This is a genomic window from Halospeciosus flavus (assembly GCF_029814175.1).
Lineage (GTDB): Archaea > Halobacteriota > Halobacteria > Halobacteriales > Halobacteriaceae > Halospeciosus > Halospeciosus flavus.
Genome location: NZ_CP122313.1, coordinates 178,231 through 197,191 on the forward strand (window position 1 = coordinate 178,231; position 18,961 = coordinate 197,191).

An 18,961-nucleotide genomic window follows, 5' to 3' on the forward strand; every position below is an offset into this window, starting at 1 on the left:
TGAGCGCCTGCGAAGGGTGCAGGCGCGGTCGGTCGTGCCTGTACAGCACAGGTGATTCAAGATGCGACACCACCACCAGCGACAGGTGTATCGACAGCCGGAGGAGCGATAACCGATGGCGGTCGAACTGAACGAGATCGAGGAGGCTGAAGTCGAACTGGAGGAGTGGTTAGTCGAACAGGCCGAGAACGGTGTTCCAGAAATCGTCCTGATCGGGCTCCTTCGGGACTACGCGGACGACATCGAACACCTCGGCTACGTGCCGCGAATGTGGGATGAGTCAGAGCGATGAGACGGACCAACACCTTCGAGGTCGTCCCGCAATCGGAACAAGACGAGGCCGTCCTCCACCGGCTCCTTGATGCGTCAGCGAGCCTCTGGAACCAGCTGACATATGCGCGCCGGCAGCAGTTCTTCGCCGGCGAGAGCGTCTGGGACTGTGCGGACTACTACGACGAGTACGTCGACGTGTTGGGATCGGCGACGACCCAGCAGGTCACCCGCGTCAACGACGCTGCCTGGCGGTCGTTCTTCGAAACGGTTGAAGAAGCCGACCAGGAGGTCAGTCCACCCGGCTACTGGGGCAACCACGCCGACGGGCGCGATCTACGGACCTACATTCGCAACGACGGCTACACGATTTCTTGGGGCGAGCGCTCCCGGCTGGAGGTCCCAATCGGCAGCCAGCTCAAAGCCGAGTACGGCTTTAGTCAGTTCGAACGGCTCCGGGTTGCGGTTCGTGGTGAGCCGCACTGGCAGGGCGAGCAGGGCCGTCTCCATCTCACCTACGACGACGTCGACGAGACGTATCGCGCACACCAGCCGGTGACGGTCCCCGAGAGCGAGCAGGCGACGCCGACGGGGACGGACGTCGCCGCGCTCGATATCGGCGCGAACGTCCTCGTCGCGTGTACGACGTCGGCTGGTGACCAATACTGGTACAGTGGCCAGGAGCCGTTTCGGCAGTTTCATGAGACGACCGAGCGCATCGCCGACGCCAAAGCGAAGCTGCCGGATGGACAGCAGACCAGCAACCGAATCCAGCGGCTCTATCGGAAGCGGTCCCGCCGGCGCGACCACGCCGTAAACGCGCTTCTTCGTGATCTGGTTGAGCGACTCCACGGCGATGGCGTCGAAACCATCTATCACGGCGACCTCACCGGCGTCCTTGGCGAATACTGGTCGGTCGAGGCGAACCTCAAAGCGCGTACCTTCTGGGCGCACCGGCAGTGTCTCGACCAGCTCGCAAACGTCTGCGAGGAGTACGGCATCGAGGTGGCCTCACTCTCCGAGGCGTGGACCTCCCAGACGTGTCCGGAGTGCGGAGAGCAAGAGCGGACGCGCCGGCATCGCGAGACGCTGACTTGTCCGTGTGGCTTTGAGGGGCACGCCGACCTCGTCGCGTCGCGGACGCTGCTCGAACAGGCGACGAACACTGCGGTCAGGCCGACGGCACGGCCCGTGCGGTTCCAGTGGGACGACCACCAGTGGTTCCCTGTCGAGGAAGACGCGGTGGCTCCCAACGAATAGCGCACAGACCCGCAAGGTGCCGCCGTGGTGTCGTCGTGACACCAGCGAGCGGACGCTCCGTGTACGCGGAGTGGATGTCGATCCGCTGGTCGCTCGCTTTTCCAGCTGCTAGCGCTTTCAGTACCGCTCTTCTTGAGCGTTGTTTGGCCGGAATTCGGCAGTTGACCGAACGACTCAGTTGCGGTTTATTGAGCCGGCATTAGTCTCTCTCGGCTGGCTGGTGTGGTACTCTACGGCTCGCACCGCTCGCCGCGTTCCGCCCTTCGCGTCGCTCGCGACCGACCATTCCGGGCGGTCTGCCTGCAGTAGCGGGCGGACTGCCGGGCTAAAATGGATGTGCCCTCGGCGCCAGCGGGAAAGCGCGGGGGATTGCGCGGCGTGGCTGCTCACCCCCCACGCTTTCTCCGCTGGCCGCTCGCTCCGGGCGGGTCGGCGCGCGGTGCTGGTTGGGGCCACCTCATGCAGGCGCGCTCTCGCTCGCGCCCGGTAGGGCGCTCGCGAAGGCGCGAGCGAGAGCGCGCAGATGGTTCTGTCGGTCGTTGTCGTCGGAAAACCGCGATGTAGTAGCATCGCGGTGTCGGCGCGTGAGCGCCTTCGGAATCAGGTCGATTCCAATGTCTAGTAACAACGCTAGCGGAAAGGTCGTTTCGGTCGATGAACAGGCATTCGAGAAAGCGGGCGGTGAGACGGTCGATGAAGACGGCTTCCCGGTCGTCGACGAGACGCCGGAGTTCGAGGCGGCGGTCGAGCAGGAGACGCAGGCCAAGGTCGATGCGAACCACCCGGACGGGATCGCGGACACGAGCGAGGACCGGATTCACGGTGTCACCCTCGAACAGGAGGAGCGCATTCGGGCGCGGGAAGCCGAGCTAGAGCGCATCAGTGCCCAGGCCGAGCTGGGAACGCAGGACGGTCGGGAGCAGCGCACGCGAGAGGTCGTCAGCGAGCAGTGTGGCCGGGACGAGCCGGCGCCGGCGGAGCGCACGGATCCCCGAGAGAAGCTGACGCAAGACGAACTCGCGGCGGTCAACGAGCAGGCGATGCGGATCAGCGACGAGGTGCAGGGCGGCTGGTCGAGAGCGGTCATCGCGAAGCAGCTGGCCGAGAAGGTGCAGCGCGGTCAGGACGTCACGAAGGCGGTGCTGGAGACACTCGAGGAACTGAAGGCGGCGCCGGGGGCGATCGTGCCCATCGCGGACGTACCGGACGTCCCGGTCGGTGAGGTGACGGTCGAAGGAACCATCGAAACCCTCTGGGAGCCTTCCTCAACGAGCATCCAGCAAGTCGGGCTGATAGCGGATGACAGCGGGAAAATCAAGTTCACCGTTTGGAACAAGAGCAACCAGACGGTCGTGCAGGAAGGCGAAACGGTCCGGTTTCGGGCAGCAGCCAAGAACTGGTACGAAGGCCGGTGCTCAATCGCGCTGACCGGGTGGTCGCGGATCGAGTTCCCGGAGCGCGGTCGGTGGTGGGAAGAATAGCCAGTCGAGGCGACCCTCTTTTTTGCTGTCTGCCGGACCGACCCAGGCCCCGCCGCCCCACCCTCCGCTCCGTGCTCGCTTCGCTGCGCGCGCAGCCACGACCTCAATCACGAATCGACATCGAACTCAGAGAGGTCGACCTCTCGGTAAACCCATTCTTCGAAAGCAGCATCAACCAGTTCTTCGAGGGAGCTGTAATCGGAATTATCTCGAATCGTTGTGTCCACGGTCTCTGGAAGATCGTATACATCCGTCATCTCGTCAAGGTAGATCGGAAGCGCGTTCTCAAACGCCGATTGTGACTCGAACTCGGTCTGCTCACGTACGAACTCATCGGTGAACAGCACTGGCGCGCCGACGTAGTTTAGAGCAATATCGACGATATCTTGATCGGCCCACTCCTCCAGTCGGTCTCGTTCGTCCTCCTCTAGTTCTTCGGCAGCCGCTGCGAACGCATCTTGGATGTCGCTTACGAGTTGTTCCATTCCCTTCATTTCCGCCACATGGGTCGCAGACGACTGCCACTCGATGAACGCAAACGTGATTTGCGCCAAGGAGACCGCCGTTAACTGGCCTGGACGGTCCAACCCTGCGTTCGACGGGCCAGCCAGTAGGAGGTCGGGCTGTTCAATGTCGGGTATATCGATGATACCGAGTCGGTCAAGCGTCCCCTTCGATCCCCCATGGACCGATTCGCTGGCTAGCCGGTAATATGGCTGGTAATGGTTCAGATCGCCAGCTTCCTGGAGGCCCCTAATCGACGGCCCGCCACCACCCTCGTATGCGTCTGCCGCCCACCCGGTTCCGTACCCGTTATCGTCGAAATCGGATCCAAACCGCTCTACCAGCTCCACTTTCCCCTCTTCGAGTGACGCCATCGTCTCATCATCGATCTGTTCCTCATCAAGGTCGTCTGCGTGTTCTTGATACGTCTGAGCGAAGTAGTATTCCCAGAGATACCGGTAGTGCAGAAAACGCTCGGCTGTGTCGGAGCCTGCTTGCTTGATGAAGGTAGTGGTAATCGAGAGTTCGTGAAGGGATCGCCATCGGGCAAAGGCTCCATCAGCAAATCCGCCTTTGAGCAGGTGGTGGATCTCCATCGCGACCTGTGCTGCCCGTGCGTGAAGTCGAGTCAGAGCGTCAAATACGAAGTCCTGTTCCTGAGCTGCCTGTAGCCGATATTCCGAGTTAATTGCATCACCCGTTTCTTGCGACCAGATAATGAACCGTTCAAGCAGTTCCAAAGGTTCCCCCCAGCGATCTTCGATCCCGCGCTGAAATTCTGCCTTGGTTTCATAGAGCCGTCGCAATCCCTCGTCATCCTCGCGGACCTGCTGGTACATACTATCCCCAACAGCCTCAATGACCTCGCTGGTAGCTTCCGCGATCTCGTCTTCGGTGGGTTCCTCGTCGAGTTCTCCTTCCTGAAGAAGTTCCAGAAGCTGGTCGTGGATTGCCTGAGAGAGTGGGTCAGTATCGTTGGGCATTCTGAATTACTCTTTCTCGTGTTTCAGCAGAGTAGATGATGGAGCTTTGGGAGCAATTGGAGTCTATTTACCCCTCGATGGGTGAGGGGCTCGCTGTACTGGCGAGTTCCCTGAACACGGTGAGAACGATGGCAACCAGAGACATCTACGAGAGCGGATTCGACGAGGACGTCCGAACGGAATCGAGTGCGAACCAGTGTCCCGAGTGCGACGGCCGAGTCACCACGAACGCGGTCGAAACGGTCTGCGAGGACTGTGGCCTAGTCATCGACGAACAGCGTATCGATCACGGGCCGGAGTGGCGGGCGTACGACGAGGAGGAGCGCGAGCGAACGGGTGCCCCACTTACTGCGGCCCGCCACGATCGCGGCCTGTCGACGGAGATCGGTCGCGGTACCGACGCGAAGGGGAACGAACTCTCGGCGCAGAAGCGACGGCGACTCGCGCGGATGCGCCGTGAGCAGACCCGGGGGCGCTGGCGGTCGAAAGCAGAACGGAATCTCGCCCACGGACTGGGCGAGGTGCGTCGGTTGGCGAGTGCGCTCGAACTCTCTGATTCGGTCCGCGACCAGGCGTGTCAGCTCTTCCGGAGCACCCAGAACGAGGATCTGCTTCGTGGCAGATCCATCGAGGCCATTGCCGCGGCCAGCGTCTACGGAGCCTGCCGGTGCAACGGCCTCTCGCGGTTAGTGGACGACGTCAGCGAGATGGCCCGCGTCGCGGAGTCACGGGTCACGAACGCGTACAAAACGCTGAACGAGGAGCTGGGCCTCCCCGCTGAGCCCGTCTCCCCCAGCATGTTCGTGCCGCGACTCGCTTCGGACCTCGAGTGTCCGGACGAGATCCGACAGCGGGCTCGAACCCTCGCGGAGCAGGCCGAGGAGCGCGGCGTCACGACGGGCGTTCATCCGGCCGGGTTCGCGGCGGCCTGTCTCTACAAAGCCGGGCAAGAACTGGAGCAGTGGGTGACGCAAAGCGACGTCGCGGAGACAGGGAACGTCACGCCAACTACGGTTCGGACGCATCACGAGACGTTAGAGGAGCAGGTAGCCTGACAACGCACCTGCACAACTATTGCCGTTAGATAGTTTTCTCAGGAAACTATTTGTTCATAGCGCGCATAGCACCCAGTATGACCGAGACGTGGGACGACGTCAACGAGCAGGTCAAAGCGGACTGGAAAGACGACACCACACCGTTTGAACGTGTGTACGAAATCGTCGAACAGACCCACGACGGGCAGTCGGCCGCCGAGATCGCCGACCGGGCCCTCGTGAGCGAGCCGACGGCACGTCGCCACTGCAAGACGCTGGTGAACACAGGGTTCGCCGAGACGGAACCGGACGGCCAAACGACGCTGTACAAGCGCAACAGCGACCGGGTGTTGATGTCCCGGATCCGCGAGCTGCGCGAGGAAGTCACTCGGCCGGAGTTGCTCGACAGTATTCAAGACATGAAGGCTGAAATCCGGCGCTACGAGGACCGCTACGACGTGGTGTCGCCGGAAGAACTCGCCCAGCAACTCGACGCCGACGAGACGGAGGGCTGGGACGACCTCACCGCGTGGCGTACGACGCGGCAGAATCTCGCCGTTGCCCAAGCCGCACTCGCCTACGACGAGGCCAGCCACCAGCTCGCCGTATGACCGACGACGACCGCGCCGGCGAGTTCGGGCCGATCTACCTTCCGGCGCTCCAGCGGATCCGTGACCTTTGGCTCGAACTCGAGCCGCTCGTCGACACAACGTCGTACGATGATGTTGTCGCCCCCACGGAACTGCAGATCACTCTTAGCGATGGGCTCGGCGGCGCCGACAGCGCCCGGCTCGATATCCAGTGGAGCGAACTAGGGATGTATTCGTTCCACTACGTCGATAGTGACGGCGTCAACTGGCGCTTCGATCGCCACCCAAATGCACACTCTCCTGAGATTCATTTCCACCCTCCGCCCGAGGCCGCGACGACGGCCGCCGAGCCGTCCTGTATCGACGTGACCGAGGTGTCACTCGTCACTCGTGCCGTACATGCGATGTGGCGAGCAGCGTACGAGAATGCCGAACGTCAACGGACCGACCTCGGACTCGGCTCGCTTGCGATCGACCCGCGAGAGTTCCCCCTTATGCCGGGCCAGCCAGTGAACATACAGCTCATCCTCCGTGGTCAGCTCCTCACCACAGTACCGGCAGGCGTCGTGTGCATCCCAGGCGTGGTCGCTCAACGCGCCACTGGCGCCGAAGTCGTCGCCACAGACCGGACACGTACCGTCGGTCATTGTCCTCCCCTCCGTCGGAGAACCAGCCCGATGACGAGTAGCGGCAATGCAGTGACGAGGGCGGTCACGAGGATACCCCCGAGTCCACTTGCGGCACCGCTGACAGCAGTCGCGCCAGCGGCTGTCCCCCCAGCGACTGCGGCCCCGCCTGCGAGAGTCGCAGTACCGATACAACAGAGCCCGAGGACGCCTGCAAGTCCGAGGAGCCCCCACTGGGACTCATCAGCTGACGAGCCCATCGTTCACCCCCACGATATGGTGATAGCCAGCGGCGAGTCCCAGCGCGACCAACCCGCCCAGGCCGACAACCGCCAGATACGTCACGCCCGTCGAGAGGCCAATTGCGGCCGCGAGCCCACCAAGTACCACCGCCCCGCCGAGCAGTTCAAGGCCGAGACAGCACGCGACGAGGCCACCGACCCCCGCATACGGGAGCCACGAGTCAGCGTCACTGCTCATCGGTTTCAGCCTCGGTGACGATCTCGCACCCGAGAACACTCTCGATATTCTGGCGAATACAATTATCGGCCAGTGAGAGCATTTCGACGGCTTCTGGCCGGCTCACCTCGTAGTATTTCTTGCGGCCATCGCGCTCCGCGTCGACGAGCTGGCAGTTCTTGAGACACTGGAGGTGATGCGAAACCAGATTCGTCCCGAGGTCGGTGCAGTCGCACAGTTCGCTGACGTTGAGTGGTTCGTCCGCCTCGACGAGTGTCTGGAAGATCCGGAGTCTGGTTGGATCACCGAGCGCGCTGAAGATGTTGGCCCGGGCCTCGTTCACATCGTCGTTCGCCTGGAGGAGATTAACACTCATTACAATAATCAAACTTCTATTTGGATATAGTCCTTGCGGATCGTCGTCAGCCAGGATCACCTATCTATAGGCTTATAGAACGGAACACTAAAGAACCAAACAGTCCAACGACTATAGGAATGGGAGAACCAACCGAATACGATCTCGTGATTCTCGGCGGTGGTGCAGCGTCGTTTGCCGCGATTACCGAAGCGAGTGACCGTGGTCTCTCGACGGCACTAGTCAATACTGGCCTGCCGCTTGGTGGCACCTGTGTGAACGTCGGCTGTGTCCCCAGCAAGCATCTGCTGGCACTCGGTGAGAGCGCCTTTGCACCGCAGGACAACCCGTTCGATGCCGTTCGGTATAGTGACGACGAGCCGACCGTCGAATGGTCTGCCGCCTTGGATGGGACTAATGCTCTTGTTGAACAATTTCGGCAGTCGAACTACGTCGACGTCGCCGACCACTTCGAGACCGACATCTACGAGGGCTACGGGGAGTTGGTCGACGACACGACCATCGAAGTCGTCGATGGTGCGGACGAGGGTGCGTGCATCACCGGGAATAAAGCGCTCGTCGCGACCGGGAGTTCGCCCTGGGCACCGCCCATCGACGGGCTTGACGACGTTGATTACTACACGAGCGAGACCATCCTCGAGGAGCGTGACCTCCCCGAAAGCATCGTCATCATCGGGGGCGGCTACATCGCACTCGAATGGGGCCAGATCCTCCACCGTGTCGGCGTGGAGGTGACTATTCTCCAGCGCTCCGAGCGCGTCCTCTCGGCGATGGAAGGCCAACTGGGTCGCGAGATGCAGCGTGCTTTCGAGGAGGAAGGCATCGAGGTGGTTGCTGGCAATGACTTCCAGCGGGCCCGCGCACCAGCAGCCGATGGTGGGGCCGAAGCGATACAGTCAGGCGTCGCTGTCGAGACAACTCTCGATGGTACCAAGCGGACGGTCACCGCGGACGCGTTGTTCGTCGCGACCGGCGTCCAGCCAAACAGCAAGGGGATCGGCCTGGAAACTGTGGGGGTCGAAACGAACGACGACGGGACAATTCACGTTGACGAGCACTTCCAGACGACGAACCCGGACGTGTACGCCGCCGGCGACGTGATCGGCGAACCCGAACTCGAAACGGTCGCCGCCAAGGAAGGCAATCACGCCGTCAAGAACTCCTTCGGCGACGAAGGCGTTAGCATCGACTACGATTCGGTTCCAGCAGTTGTGTTCACCAGCCCCGAAGTCGCCTCCGTTGGGACGACCGAACTGGAGTACATGGACAAGCACGGTACTTGTTCGTGCCGTACTGTCCAGATGGAGGACGTCCCGCGGGCGAAAGCCGTCAAGAACACGGATGGACTCGTGCAGGTCGTCAAGCATCATGAGACCGACGAGATCGTCGGTGTCCACATAGTCGGGCCCCGTGCCGCCGACATGATCATGGAAGCAACGCTAGCCGTGAAGTTCGGCCTGACTGTCGACGATATCATCGACACAGTGCATCCGTTCCCGACGTTCAGCGAGGCGTTCAAACACGCCTGCCAAGCGTTCCGCCGAGATACCTCGACGATGAGCTGCTGCGTCGAATAGTCCCGGCTACTAATGCCAACCACCCACAATACACACATATGCCTTCACCAACTGAACCCTGTCCAGAATGTGGAACCGACGCGCGCCAGATCCCCACCGAGACCGTCCGAAACATGGTCGAACCGTTCGGTAACCAGGACATCGAAGACGACGTTCAGTATCGGATCTGCAAGACTCAGGACTGTCCGGTCGTCTATTTTGCCGATGAGCTTGACCAGCAGTTCGAGACCGACGTGATTCGGGTGCGGGCGAATTTTAAGCTCGACGCCGACGCCGACCCCTACCCGCTCTGCTACTGCTTCGGCTACGACAAGCAACACGTTCGCGAGGACATCGAAGTAGACGGTGAGACGAACATCGACGAGTGGATCACCGAACGCGTCCAGGCCGAGGAATGTGCTTGCCGCTGGAAGAGCCCGCTCGGCGGCTGCTGTCTCGCGAACGTCCGCAAGGCGATCGACGAGGCGAAAACTGAGGTCGCGGACTGATGAGTAACGAGCACGACTACGACTTGCTCGTCTTGGGAGGCGGGATGGCCGGCCTCCCGGTCGCGATGAAGTGTGCGCATTCCGGCATGGACACGGCCCTCGTCGAGGAGGATCTCCTCGGTGGAACCTGTCTGAATCGCGGCTGTATCCCCACGAAGACAATGCTTCGAAGTGCAGAAGTCGCGAATCTAGCCCGCCGCAGTGAAGAGTTCGGAATCAGTATCGACGGCGAGATTACCGCAGACATGGACACCATTGTCCAGCGGAAAGACGACATCGTCGAAAGCATCCGCGAGGGTGCCTACGACAACGTCGACGAGAACGAGAACATCGATCTCCTGGAGGACCACGGTGTCTTCGAATCGGCCCACGAACTCCACGTTGGAGACCGGACACTCACGGCCGACCGGATCGTCATCAACACGGGTGCCCGCCCGCTGCGACCACCGATCGACGGCCTTGACGAGGTCGAAGTGCTCGACAGCACCGACATGCTGTTTCTCGACGAGGTGCCGGAGTCGCTGGTCGTGATCGGCGGCGGCTACGTCGGCGCCGAGTACGCGCAAATGTACAGTCGGTTCGGGGCAGACGTAACCATCTTCCAGCGTGGTGACCGGCTCCTTCCTCGTGAGGAACCGGACGTAAGCACCGTGATCGAGGACGTGTTCACCCAAGAGGAAATCGATGTTCACACCGAGACACCCGTGACGACGCTCGCATCGGACGGCGACGACGTAATCGTCGCGGCCGACGGACCGGACGGACCCGTCGAGACGACAGCCTCGGACGTTCTGCTCGCCGCGGGGCGCCAGCCGAATACCGATGGAATCGGGCTCGACAAGGCGGGAATTGAAACCGACGAGCGCGGGTTCGTCGAAACCGACGACAGCTTCAGAACGACTGCTGACGGCGTCTACGCCATCGGCGACGTAAGTGGGCCGCCGATGTTCACCCATTCCGCTCGCGACGACGCTGATCTCCTGTATCGGCATCTCGCGAAAGACGAGGAGATCAGCACCGAGGGTCGAACGGTCCCGTGGGCGGTGTTCACCGACCCCCAAGTCGGCCACGTCGGCCTGACCGAGCAGGAAGCACAGGAGCAAGGTTACGAGGTCGGGATAGGTCGCCAAGACTTCGACGAACAGGGTAAGCCGAAGGCGCTCGGCGAAACCGAGGGGTTCGTCAAACTCGTCACGGATGCCGACACGGATGAACTACTCGGAGCGCACGTCGTGGGCGAACAGGGTGCCGAAATCGTCCACGAACTCGTCCTCGCCATCGAACTCGGCGCGACCGCCGAACAGATCGCCGAGACGATGCACATCCACCCCACGCTCCCCGAGAGCATCAACTCCGCTGCTGGTGGTGCTCATAAGCCGTCGTAATGCGTTCGAATAGAGTTCGCGGTAACTTCCGATTTTTGGACTTCGCCGCCCTCACACAGCGCTTTGACATCCTCCTCCGCGTGAACGCGGAGTAATCCCGATCGCATTTGGGATATTAGGGTTTGCAGTCTACCACTTGTTCCTGCGGTTGGAATCCGGTGGACAAGTCATGAAGGTAGACTTCGGGCTGTGCCAACCAGCCGGTACTCCTATCCTCGTCCAAATTGGCCAAAGACTCGGAGTTACTTTCGTCGTTGATATCGAGCCGGATGTTCTCCGCCCCGTTCACGTCAGCGTTGAACGCCGCATTACAGTCCTCACACACATACAGACCACGTTCAACGCGCTGACTATCGTTTTCTATACCGCACACGCAACACGACATACTCGTGTCGCGCTCTGAAACTTCTACGACTTTGATTCCCTCGACCTTCGCCTTGTATTCGAGGATGTTGGTGAATCGGTCGAACGCCCACCCGTGCAGGTCGAGATTCCCGTGCTTGCCCCAGTTCTTCGAGTCGCCGTTCTCATCCTCTCGAATATCGGCGAGTTTCCCGATGTTGATACGCCCTACTTCTTTCTTGACACACCGTTCTACGATGTGTTTCGCTATGGAATGGAAGAAGTGGGTGCGGCGCTCCGACCACTTGTGGTGCAATCGGGTGGCTTCTTCGCCACCTGAATCGTCGCATTTGGCGATTTCTTTCGGGAAGTAATACCCGTCTTGTTTCAAGCGGTTGCCGGGATACAGGTCTGCGTTCTCGGTACTGTATGCGATCGCCGCGAAGTTACAGATCCCAAGGTCGATGCCCGCCGTTTCGTTTCCGGGGGCGTTGGGAGTCTCTATTTCGTCTTTGCAGACGAGATGCAGTTCCCATCGCCCCTTCGCCTTGTCGTAGACGGCGCGAACCTGTTGGAGATTCTCAACCTCTACACCGGGGCGGGTTTCGTACTCGACAAGGATGTAGTCCCAGTCTCGTGGGTGGTCTTTGTGATTCGCCCCTTTTGAGAGGCGGACACGGTTGTTCGTGGTGTCGTGACGGATACCGTTCTGCTTCCACATTACGGTGGAACGCGGGTGTTCTTCGTGGACGCGACGGCCTTGTGAGTCGTAGTAGTTTTTCTTGCGATAGCCGGGAGGATTCGCTCGGTCATCGGACTTCCTCTTGCCGTACCACGAGTTGAAGGCTTCAGCGAGTTCCTCCAGAACGCGCTGACTGGACTGCGAATGCAGCCCTTTGTAGTTTGTGTGACCTTTCAACTCGCGTTTGAGGTCGCCGTGATCAGGAATCTCGCCCGTGTCCCCCCACACTTGGCGGGAGTGGTAGTTAGCGACGTTCCAGAGCTTGCTGGCCGACCACCCGTGTCGGTCAAGCGACTCCTCTACCTGTGCGTGGTTGAGGATTTTCGCTCGATGGGTGCGGTGGAGTTCCAACATCTCGAAACGCTGTATAAGGGGACCACATTCGTTGAGGGGGCAAAGAACCCAGACCGTCTCCTCGAGAGCAGTAGCGCCGAGTGAGCGATACCACGGCGCGTGCTGTCTTTTCACGCCCTCATACGGTGGAGGCGTTCAGAATGGATGACTCGTCAAGGGAATCTGGATCACCGGCAGAATTCCCGCCCGAGAAGCGTCTCGAAGCACCGAATTACCGATTGGTTGAGGCTGGTATCGCGACGATTCCCGATATAGAGACTCTGCAAGAGTATGTTGCCTACGAGAACGCCTACCAGAATCGGACACAGATTCTGCGACGGCCCAAGTGGAAGGCTGAAGAGCTGTGTGAAGACCAAGAGTGAGACTCTGAAATCATGTCAGAATACCCCGCTACGCCCGGAGCGAAATTCGAAGGGCTATTTCAGCAATATTTCCGCCATACTTCGCGGTTCGAATGATGCTGTCAAGCACACGAGTCAAAATGTAGGCCTCTTCTGGAGAATGATCAATTAATGTGCGATCCAAGTTCCTCGCCTCTTGGATAACATGTTCACAGTCATCGAGGGCTGAGTGCGCCATTTCTGTTGACTCTCCATTAATAATAGCATCAGAAGCCTCTTCGACAACCTGACGAGCATTCTCACCAATCGCTCTCGATTCGGTCACTAACTCCTCGGAGACGGTATACTCGGTCCGTTGGACACACCGCGCAATCTTGGCTGCATGATCCGCTATTCGTTCTAATTGGCGTGCCGTGACGTAGTATTCGAACAGCTGTGGCCGAGTAATTCCAAGCAGATCGAGTTCTGCCAAATCCAGTAGCGACCGGTTGAAATGGCGTGTAATGAGGTGAAAGATACGATCAGCTTCGTCATCCCGGGTGATGATGTGTTCAGATTCAGTCGACTCTCCTGCAAAGAAATCCAATGCGGCCTGGTACATCGACAGCGTGATGTACTGTAACTGAATAGTAGACTGACGGATCGAGACGTCGCTGGCATCCAACAACCCCTGCACGGTTACGTGGTGAGTCGATTCTTCGGTGATCTCAACACCCGTGAGACCGCGAGTACAGGTGTCGATCGCTCGTCGCTGTGCGGACGACAATCCCTCCGAATTGCGAAGCTGTATCTTCTTGAAGCCTGCCGAATACGCGGCTACTAGCATCCGTTCGGCAACTTCCGGAGCAGTATCGTCCAGTTCGATGTCGGTTGTCGCGAGTTCACTGTGTTCTTTCTCGTTCCAGCGAACCACGAGGGAACCGTCACGATGTGTGTAAAGATAGGCAGTATTGCCCGCCTCGATATCGTGGTCGTTCGCCCACTGAACAGGGATGGAGACAGTGTACGTGCCGCCACCAACTTGTTGGATTTTTCTGGTTTCCATCGTCAGTAGATCAGTTCCGGATTACTGTCGACGAGGTATAGGGTCCTGGCGGCGATATTGACGCCGTGGTCGGCGACTCGTTCGAGGTCTCGAATCGTGAGCAGTAACCGTGAGACGTCGTCCTTCCATGAGCGTGTCGTCCGTTACTAGTCTGTCTGTACCGCACTCTCGGGGAGGTACTTCGATTGTGCTGCCATATGGAGCAATCCGAAGCCAACGCCGGCAACCGCCAGCGACCAGAAGTACGCCCCGTCACCGGGACCGTATCGGGTATGCGCAAAGTTCGCCAGCAGTGCGACGACGGTGACTGCGAGCAGCGTCCACGTTGCTGACAGTGTTAGATGGTCTCGTGACGGGATCGACAGTGAGCGGTAGTGGACGACCTTCCCGGCAGTGTTGAGGGCGAAGGCGACAGCGATGAGACCGACTCCACCCCACACGACCAAGGCGATGTCGACGAGGTGACCGAGTGCGAGCCACGCGAGTCCACCGAACAGGAGGACTCGGCTTCGCCCCTCGGCCGTACTCGGGTTGACGTTCACGATTGAACCACCGCCGGTCGATTGCGAGACGGGTTCTGTATTGTCGGTCATAGTTAGGGAGTCGGTGAGGGAAGGATGGGAACCGTGAGGAATCCGAAATTCACCGCGACGGTGCCACCGAGGACGAGCACTCCGGTTCCGAACAGGAGGACGTCACCGGCGTCGAACTTCAGGTCGTGACGGAGCTCGCGGTCCCCACGGGAGAACGAGTAACCCCGCATCTGCAGGACGGACATCATCGTGTTCGACCGCTGGAGGACCGACATAAACATCGGGACCGCCAGACTGGGCATATTGCGGGCGAATTTGATCGGGTTCTTCGTCTCGATACCGAGCCCCTTCACTTTCATCCCGTCCATAATCCGGAAGAGGTCGCTAATGGTGACGTAGAACAGCAGGAAGACATACTCGAGTGTGAAACAGGCGAGTTCCGGAACGCCTAGGCCACGGAGCCCGTCGGTGATCTCGGTCAACTCCATCGTGGTGAACAGACTCGCACTGATCAACAGGGCGGCCTGCCATGAGAACGCGAGTTTCAGTCCGAAATCGAAGTCACCGCCAAACGCGCTTCCGCCGGTCACCATCCGCTCTATTGCCGGGAACGCGAGGATACCGATTACGTTGGTGACCTGCAGCGCGAGGAGGGCCCCGATCCAGAGCGGTGGCACTCTCGCAACGATGACCAACCCAAGACCGACGACCACCATCGCCAGCATCCACTCCCACGTCGGCGCAAGGTACATGTACAGGAGCATCAGCACGAAGACGCCGAGCTTCGCCCGTGGATCGCGCCGGTGGAACCAGGTGTCACGGTCGTTGTAGATGACCGGTACGCGTCGCTTCATCCCGACACCTCCAGTTGGGGCACGAACGCCGCGACAAACTCGTCGGCGGTGAGCGCCTCGATACCGACCCGCCGTGCGAGTCTGGCAGCCCGGGGCGGACGCATGTGGTGACTCGATAACCACTCCCAGTTGTCAGGGCCGAACACCTCGTGGGTCGGCCCCTGCATCGCCACCTGTCCCTCATGGAGAACGGTAACTGTGTCGGCGACCTCACAGACGAAATCCATGTCGTGGTCGATGACGACGACGCCTTTCCCTTGCTGGCGCAGTCGCTCGATGGCACGGGTCATGTGCCTGCGGGCGGTCCCGTCGACCCCCGCGACGGGTTCGTCGAGGACCAGCACGTCCGGGTCGGGGGCGAGCGCGGTCGCCACAGTCACCTGTCGGCGGACGCCGCGGGGCAGGAACATCGGGTCCTCTTGCATGATGTCCTCGGAGAGGCCGACGAGATCACACACCTCCGCGACTCGCTCTTCGATGAACGCCTCGTCGTAACGTTCGCGTTTCGAGAGTCCGAGGAAGCCGGTCCGCTCGTACCGGCGCTTCTCCAGCGGGAAGCGGATCTCCTTCTCGACAGTCTGCTCCGAAAGCTGTTCGTCCGGATTCTGGAGGGTGATACCGACGGACTCCGCGATGTCGCGAGCTGTCCGACCGTCTGTCGATTTACCGTCGACGAGCATCGTGCCGTCGTCAGGCTTGAACAGCCCGACGAGGAGCTTGCTGAACGTGGTCTTCCCGGCACCGTTCCCGCCGATGATCGCGTGAACCTCACCCCCCCGAACGGAGAACGCCACGTCCTCGACGGCAACTGCGTTCGAACCGTATTCGTATCGCACGTCCTCTGCGCGCAGTAGTGGATCTCCAAGGTCAGAGACGGTCTCCCCTTCGACTTCACCGTCATGCCCAATTCCGTCCGTACTGAGGAGAGATTTTCCGAAATCCGAAGACGTCATGTCAGCTTCTTCCGCGTCAGCGCCCCGTACATGACCAACCGGTTCGGACTGGTTTGATGACGTATCCGTATCTAGCGCGTCGAGGAACTCCCCGGGCGTGAGGGGTGATTTGGACAGCCCTACCTCCCGCGCGATGCGAACACAGACGGGCGGAGCCACTCCTATGTTTTCGAGGAGGTCAGCGTCCCGTAGGAGGTCGTCAGCGGGGCCAAACGCGGCCTGTTCACTGTCGTTGAGGACGAGCAGTTTGTCGGCGATGCCGACCAGCGCATCGGGATCGTTGTCGGTGACGACGAGGGTCTTGTCACCCTTGAGCGACGCGATGAGGTTCGCGACTTCGTCCTGGCCTGCTGGGTCGAGCATATCCGTGGCCGTGTCGAAGATCATCACGTCGGGGTCGATCGCGAGAGCGGCGGCGATGGCGAGCCGCTGTTGCTGTCCTCCCGAGAGCTCCCACGAGAACTTCGTCTCCTCAATACCGTCCAGTCGGACGTCGTCGAGCAACTCACGGGCGCGTTTGATCGCCTCCCTGCGGGGTATGCCACGATTCACGAGCGGGGCGATGACCTCGTCGATGACGCGAACCTGCGTGAGCTGGGCGGAGTAATCCTCGAACACCATCGCCACCTGGTTGTCCGTTGCCTCGCGGGGGTCCCGACCAGCGATCGTAAGGGTGCCGTCGGTACTCCCGCCAGTGTTCTGCGGCGCGAAACTCGCGAGCGCCATCGCGAGCGTCGTCTTCCCCGCTTCGACCGGCCCGACGACGCCCAGGACTTCTCCCTCGTCGACCTTGAAGGAAAGGCGGTCAAGCGCGGTCGTGTCTTGCGTCGGATACTGGAACGTGAACTCCTCAGCTCGTATCATCGATCCTCTCGTTACCACCTGATGTTTGGTATCTATCCATGCGTGTGAATATGGAAATGAGGGACGAAAGACCGTTAGTCGGCCTGCTGTGCCGCCGGAGCAAGCACGCGCTCCATCCGGCCACGGAGTGCGCCGACGATCGGGATTAGCGGAATCGCACCGAGTATAATTCCGTGCGTAACAGTGTTACCCGCGAGTGCCGTCAGGTACACAGACGTCGCATCGCCGGAAATGATGATGAGGCTCAACCCCTCGATGGCGAACTGGATGAATGCCCCGAGCACCGCACCGATGGCGAGCTTGACCTTGTTGCTCGGGTCCTTCATGAAGTAGCCAGCGACAGTGAATCCGACAATATATCCGGTCCACCCGAACGGCTCGTCCGGTTCAATACCCTCGAAGAAGTCGAGGATACCCTCCGCGATGGTTGCCCCGACGGCCGCGGCGATGGTCGGCGTCCCCCACGGGACGAATACGATTACCGTGTACACCACGAAGAACGCTTTCCAGTCGATGTCCGGTGGGATTTCGCCGAGGCCCTCCCCAATCGCCAGTGCCCCCGCGAACAGTACGGCCGTGAGCCCCGCGATGACCACGAGGTTCGTCAGATCGACGTCGGTCGTGAAGGAGGATGATTTCCCCCGTTCAGAGGCTGTAGCCTGTGACATCATATGGGATTCAGATTTAGTATTTAAAGAAGGCTGCTATGAGGTGTACGGTCGAGTACTAACGAATGTGGAGGGGACCCAATCCACCATTACTATCCCGAGTGGTATATGGTAGTATTTAGACCACATATCGAACGCTCCCTTGCCCCGGTAACGAGATACCGACCGTGGTGTCGACCCAGCTATTTGGCCCAAGAGGACGAGTCTGGATAATCCACAACACGCTCTTTACAGAGTGGTGTATAGCCGTACATATGATACCAGAGTTCGTGATATCGGCGGTCCTCGGGATCGTCGTCTTCGGGGGCCTCGCATTCCACGATGTGATTGTCGATCGTATCGCAACTGTAAACCGAGACTACGAATTGGCCGATTTTGAAGATATGAATTGACCGGTTCATAACGGTTCGGCGCAGACACTTACTTCTGTCACACGTACACGTTTTCAAGAAACGTGGCGATGGGGCCCATATAGAGCCGTACATTCGCCTATGGCACTCACAGTTGTCATAATTGGTAAGAGATAGAGGGGTACGGGCTCAGTCTTCACATGATGCCCACTGTGGCAGAATTCACCAGTCAATCCGCTCAGTTTCCCATTGGAAACGTGTTTGCTGAGTACCCAATGGTGGACGTTGAGATAGAACAGCTGAAACAGAGCGATACATCCATTAGCATCTATTTCTGGTTGAGTACGCGGTCAAATTCACCAGCGGCATCTGAATTATCAGATCATGACGTTTTCCACTCTGTAGAACTGCTTGATTCACTCGACGAAGAGTCTCTCTACACCGCACGCTTGCACAACGACCATGAGAGTATCTGTGTCGGAATCACGAAGGCAGCTGTCGAGCTCGAATCGGCACAGTCAACTCCAAACAAGTGGACGTTTCGACTTCGAGCCGAATCAGCTGAACAGCTCTCCACATTTCAAGCGTACTGCCAAGAGAACGATTTCGGTGTTCGGTTGACCCGGTTCCCGACCCAACTCCAGATTTTCAATTCGCAGGAGTACAATCTCACAGACAAGCAGCACGAAGCATTAGCACTCGCGTATACGGAGGGCTATTTTGAGACACCTCGGAAAATCACTCTAGAGGAACTCGGCGAGTTATTAGGGATTACACAGCAGGCTGTGATAGCGAGACTACGGTACGGAGAAAAGAACATCCTCGAAAATACAATCGTCCATTCAGTGAACTCAGAGTCTAACCCATAGTATCTACTCTATC

19 protein-coding genes and 2 pseudogenes are annotated in these 18,961 nt (G+C 59.7%); 12 read left to right on the plus strand and 9 right to left on the minus strand.

The genetic code is table 11. The features are described from left to right. Nucleotides 1–115: 115 nt before the first annotated feature. From P0Y33_RS17815 to P0Y33_RS17825, 3 genes are all read left to right on the plus strand, one after another. Nucleotides 116–292 carry a hypothetical protein gene (locus P0Y33_RS17815; protein WP_279530173.1) on the plus strand — a complete coding sequence of 59 codons (177 nt, stop codon included), beginning with the start codon at nucleotides 116–118 and terminating at the stop codon, nucleotides 290–292. After that, nucleotides 289–1,530, plus strand: coding sequence for an RNA-guided endonuclease InsQ/TnpB family protein (locus tag P0Y33_RS17820; protein WP_279530174.1), 1,242 nt, complete (start codon nucleotides 289–291; stop codon nucleotides 1,528–1,530). The genes P0Y33_RS17815 and P0Y33_RS17820 overlap by 4 nt, the downstream gene beginning before the upstream one ends. Before the next feature lie 614 nt (nucleotides 1,531–2,144). Beyond that, the gene (locus P0Y33_RS17825) at nucleotides 2,145–3,011 is read left to right on the plus strand and encodes a DNA-binding protein (protein WP_279530353.1); all 867 of its coding nucleotides are present in this window, start codon (nucleotides 2,145–2,147) and stop codon (nucleotides 3,009–3,011) included. Between the two features lie 107 nt (nucleotides 3,012–3,118). Here P0Y33_RS17825 and P0Y33_RS17830 read toward each other — a convergent pair whose 3' ends face one another. After that, nucleotides 3,119–4,498 carry a DUF5677 domain-containing protein gene (locus tag P0Y33_RS17830; RefSeq protein WP_279530175.1) on the minus strand — a complete coding sequence of 460 codons (1,380 nt, stop codon included), beginning with the start codon at nucleotides 4,496–4,498 and terminating at the stop codon, nucleotides 3,119–3,121. A 128-nt stretch (nucleotides 4,499–4,626) separates the two neighbouring features. Here P0Y33_RS17830 and P0Y33_RS17835 point away from each other — a divergent pair, with 128 nt between their 5' ends. From P0Y33_RS17835 to P0Y33_RS17845, 3 genes and pseudogenes are all read left to right on the plus strand, one after another. After that, entirely contained in the window at nucleotides 4,627–5,553 is a 927-nt protein-coding gene (locus P0Y33_RS17835) for a transcription initiation factor IIB (protein ID WP_279530176.1), read from the plus strand. Nucleotides 5,554–5,630: 77 nt separating this feature from the next. Further along, the gene (locus tag P0Y33_RS17840) at nucleotides 5,631–6,143 is read left to right on the plus strand and encodes a winged helix-turn-helix domain-containing protein (protein WP_279530177.1); all 513 of its coding nucleotides are present in this window, start codon (nucleotides 5,631–5,633) and stop codon (nucleotides 6,141–6,143) included. Further along, nucleotides 6,140–6,550, plus strand: a pseudogene (locus P0Y33_RS17845) (hypothetical protein); the annotation flags it as partial. The gene P0Y33_RS17840 and the pseudogene P0Y33_RS17845, both read left to right, overlap by 4 nt. Before the next feature lie 667 nt (nucleotides 6,551–7,217). Here P0Y33_RS17845 and P0Y33_RS17850 read toward each other — a convergent pair. Further along, nucleotides 7,218–7,583, minus strand: coding sequence for an ArsR/SmtB family transcription factor (locus P0Y33_RS17850; RefSeq protein WP_279530178.1), 366 nt, complete (start codon nucleotides 7,581–7,583; stop codon nucleotides 7,218–7,220). A gap of 119 nt (nucleotides 7,584–7,702) precedes the next feature. On the opposite strand from P0Y33_RS17850, the gene merA reads away from it, so the two are divergent. From merA to lpdA, 3 genes are read left to right on the plus strand one after another with little or no spacing between them, the layout of a single operon-like run. Then, nucleotides 7,703–9,160, plus strand: coding sequence for a mercury(II) reductase (merA, locus tag P0Y33_RS17855; RefSeq protein ID WP_279530354.1), 1,458 nt, complete (start codon nucleotides 7,703–7,705; stop codon nucleotides 9,158–9,160). A 38-nt stretch (nucleotides 9,161–9,198) separates the two neighbouring features. Next, entirely contained in the window at nucleotides 9,199–9,648 is a 450-nt protein-coding gene (locus tag P0Y33_RS17860; protein WP_279530179.1) for a putative iron-sulfur cluster-binding metallochaperone, read from the plus strand. Next, on the plus strand, nucleotides 9,648–11,033 hold the full coding sequence (gene lpdA, locus P0Y33_RS17865) for a dihydrolipoyl dehydrogenase (RefSeq protein WP_279530180.1): 1,386 nt from the start codon (nucleotides 9,648–9,650) through the stop codon (nucleotides 11,031–11,033). The genes P0Y33_RS17860 and lpdA overlap by 1 nt, the downstream gene beginning before the upstream one ends. A gap of 115 nt (nucleotides 11,034–11,148) precedes the next feature. Here the strand turns inward: lpdA and P0Y33_RS17870 are convergent, their stop codons facing one another. Beyond that, nucleotides 11,149–12,471, minus strand: coding sequence for an RNA-guided endonuclease InsQ/TnpB family protein (locus tag P0Y33_RS17870; RefSeq protein WP_279530181.1), 1,323 nt, complete (start codon nucleotides 12,469–12,471; stop codon nucleotides 11,149–11,151). A 140-nt stretch (nucleotides 12,472–12,611) separates the two neighbouring features. On the opposite strand from P0Y33_RS17870, the gene P0Y33_RS17875 reads away from it, so the two are divergent. After that, nucleotides 12,612–12,833 (plus strand): hypothetical protein, encoded by a 222-nt coding sequence (locus P0Y33_RS17875; RefSeq protein WP_279530182.1) that lies wholly within the window; start codon nucleotides 12,612–12,614, stop codon nucleotides 12,831–12,833. Nucleotides 12,834–12,861: 28 nt separating this feature from the next. On the opposite strand, the gene P0Y33_RS17880 is transcribed toward P0Y33_RS17875, so the two are convergent. From P0Y33_RS17880 to P0Y33_RS17905, 6 genes and pseudogenes are all read right to left on the minus strand, one after another. Beyond that, on the minus strand, nucleotides 12,862–13,857 hold the full coding sequence (locus P0Y33_RS17880; protein ID WP_279530183.1) for a phosphate signaling complex PhoU family protein: 996 nt from the start codon (nucleotides 13,855–13,857) through the stop codon (nucleotides 12,862–12,864). A gap of 2 nt (nucleotides 13,858–13,859) precedes the next feature. Continuing rightward, a pseudogene (locus P0Y33_RS17885) lies at nucleotides 13,860–13,979 on the minus strand (PhoU domain-containing protein); the annotation flags it as partial. A gap of 24 nt (nucleotides 13,980–14,003) precedes the next feature. Next, nucleotides 14,004–14,450, minus strand: coding sequence for a hypothetical protein (locus P0Y33_RS17890; protein ID WP_248653067.1), 447 nt, complete (start codon nucleotides 14,448–14,450; stop codon nucleotides 14,004–14,006). Nucleotides 14,451–14,452: 2 nt separating this feature from the next. Next, on the minus strand, nucleotides 14,453–15,244 hold the full coding sequence (locus P0Y33_RS17895) for an energy-coupling factor transporter transmembrane component T family protein (RefSeq protein WP_248653066.1): 792 nt from the start codon (nucleotides 15,242–15,244) through the stop codon (nucleotides 14,453–14,455). Next, nucleotides 15,241–17,061, minus strand: coding sequence for an ABC transporter ATP-binding protein (locus tag P0Y33_RS17900; protein ID WP_279530184.1), 1,821 nt, complete (start codon nucleotides 17,059–17,061; stop codon nucleotides 15,241–15,243). Before P0Y33_RS17900 ends, P0Y33_RS17895 begins: the two co-directional genes overlap by 4 nt. Nucleotides 17,062–17,135: 74 nt before the next feature. Beyond that, nucleotides 17,136–17,732: a hypothetical protein gene (locus P0Y33_RS17905; RefSeq protein ID WP_279530185.1), complete on the minus strand. Its 597-nt coding sequence runs from the start codon at nucleotides 17,730–17,732 to the stop codon at nucleotides 17,136–17,138. 251 nt (nucleotides 17,733–17,983) lie between these two features. Here P0Y33_RS17905 and P0Y33_RS17910 point away from each other — a divergent pair, with 251 nt between their 5' ends. After that, complete coding sequence (locus P0Y33_RS17910; protein ID WP_248653063.1) at nucleotides 17,984–18,121, plus strand: hypothetical protein; 138 nt, start codon at nucleotides 17,984–17,986, stop codon at nucleotides 18,119–18,121. Nucleotides 18,122–18,354: 233 nt separating this feature from the next. After that, on the plus strand, nucleotides 18,355–18,948 hold the full coding sequence (locus P0Y33_RS17915) for a helix-turn-helix domain-containing protein (protein WP_279530186.1): 594 nt from the start codon (nucleotides 18,355–18,357) through the stop codon (nucleotides 18,946–18,948). Nucleotides 18,949–18,961 lie beyond the last annotated feature (13 nt).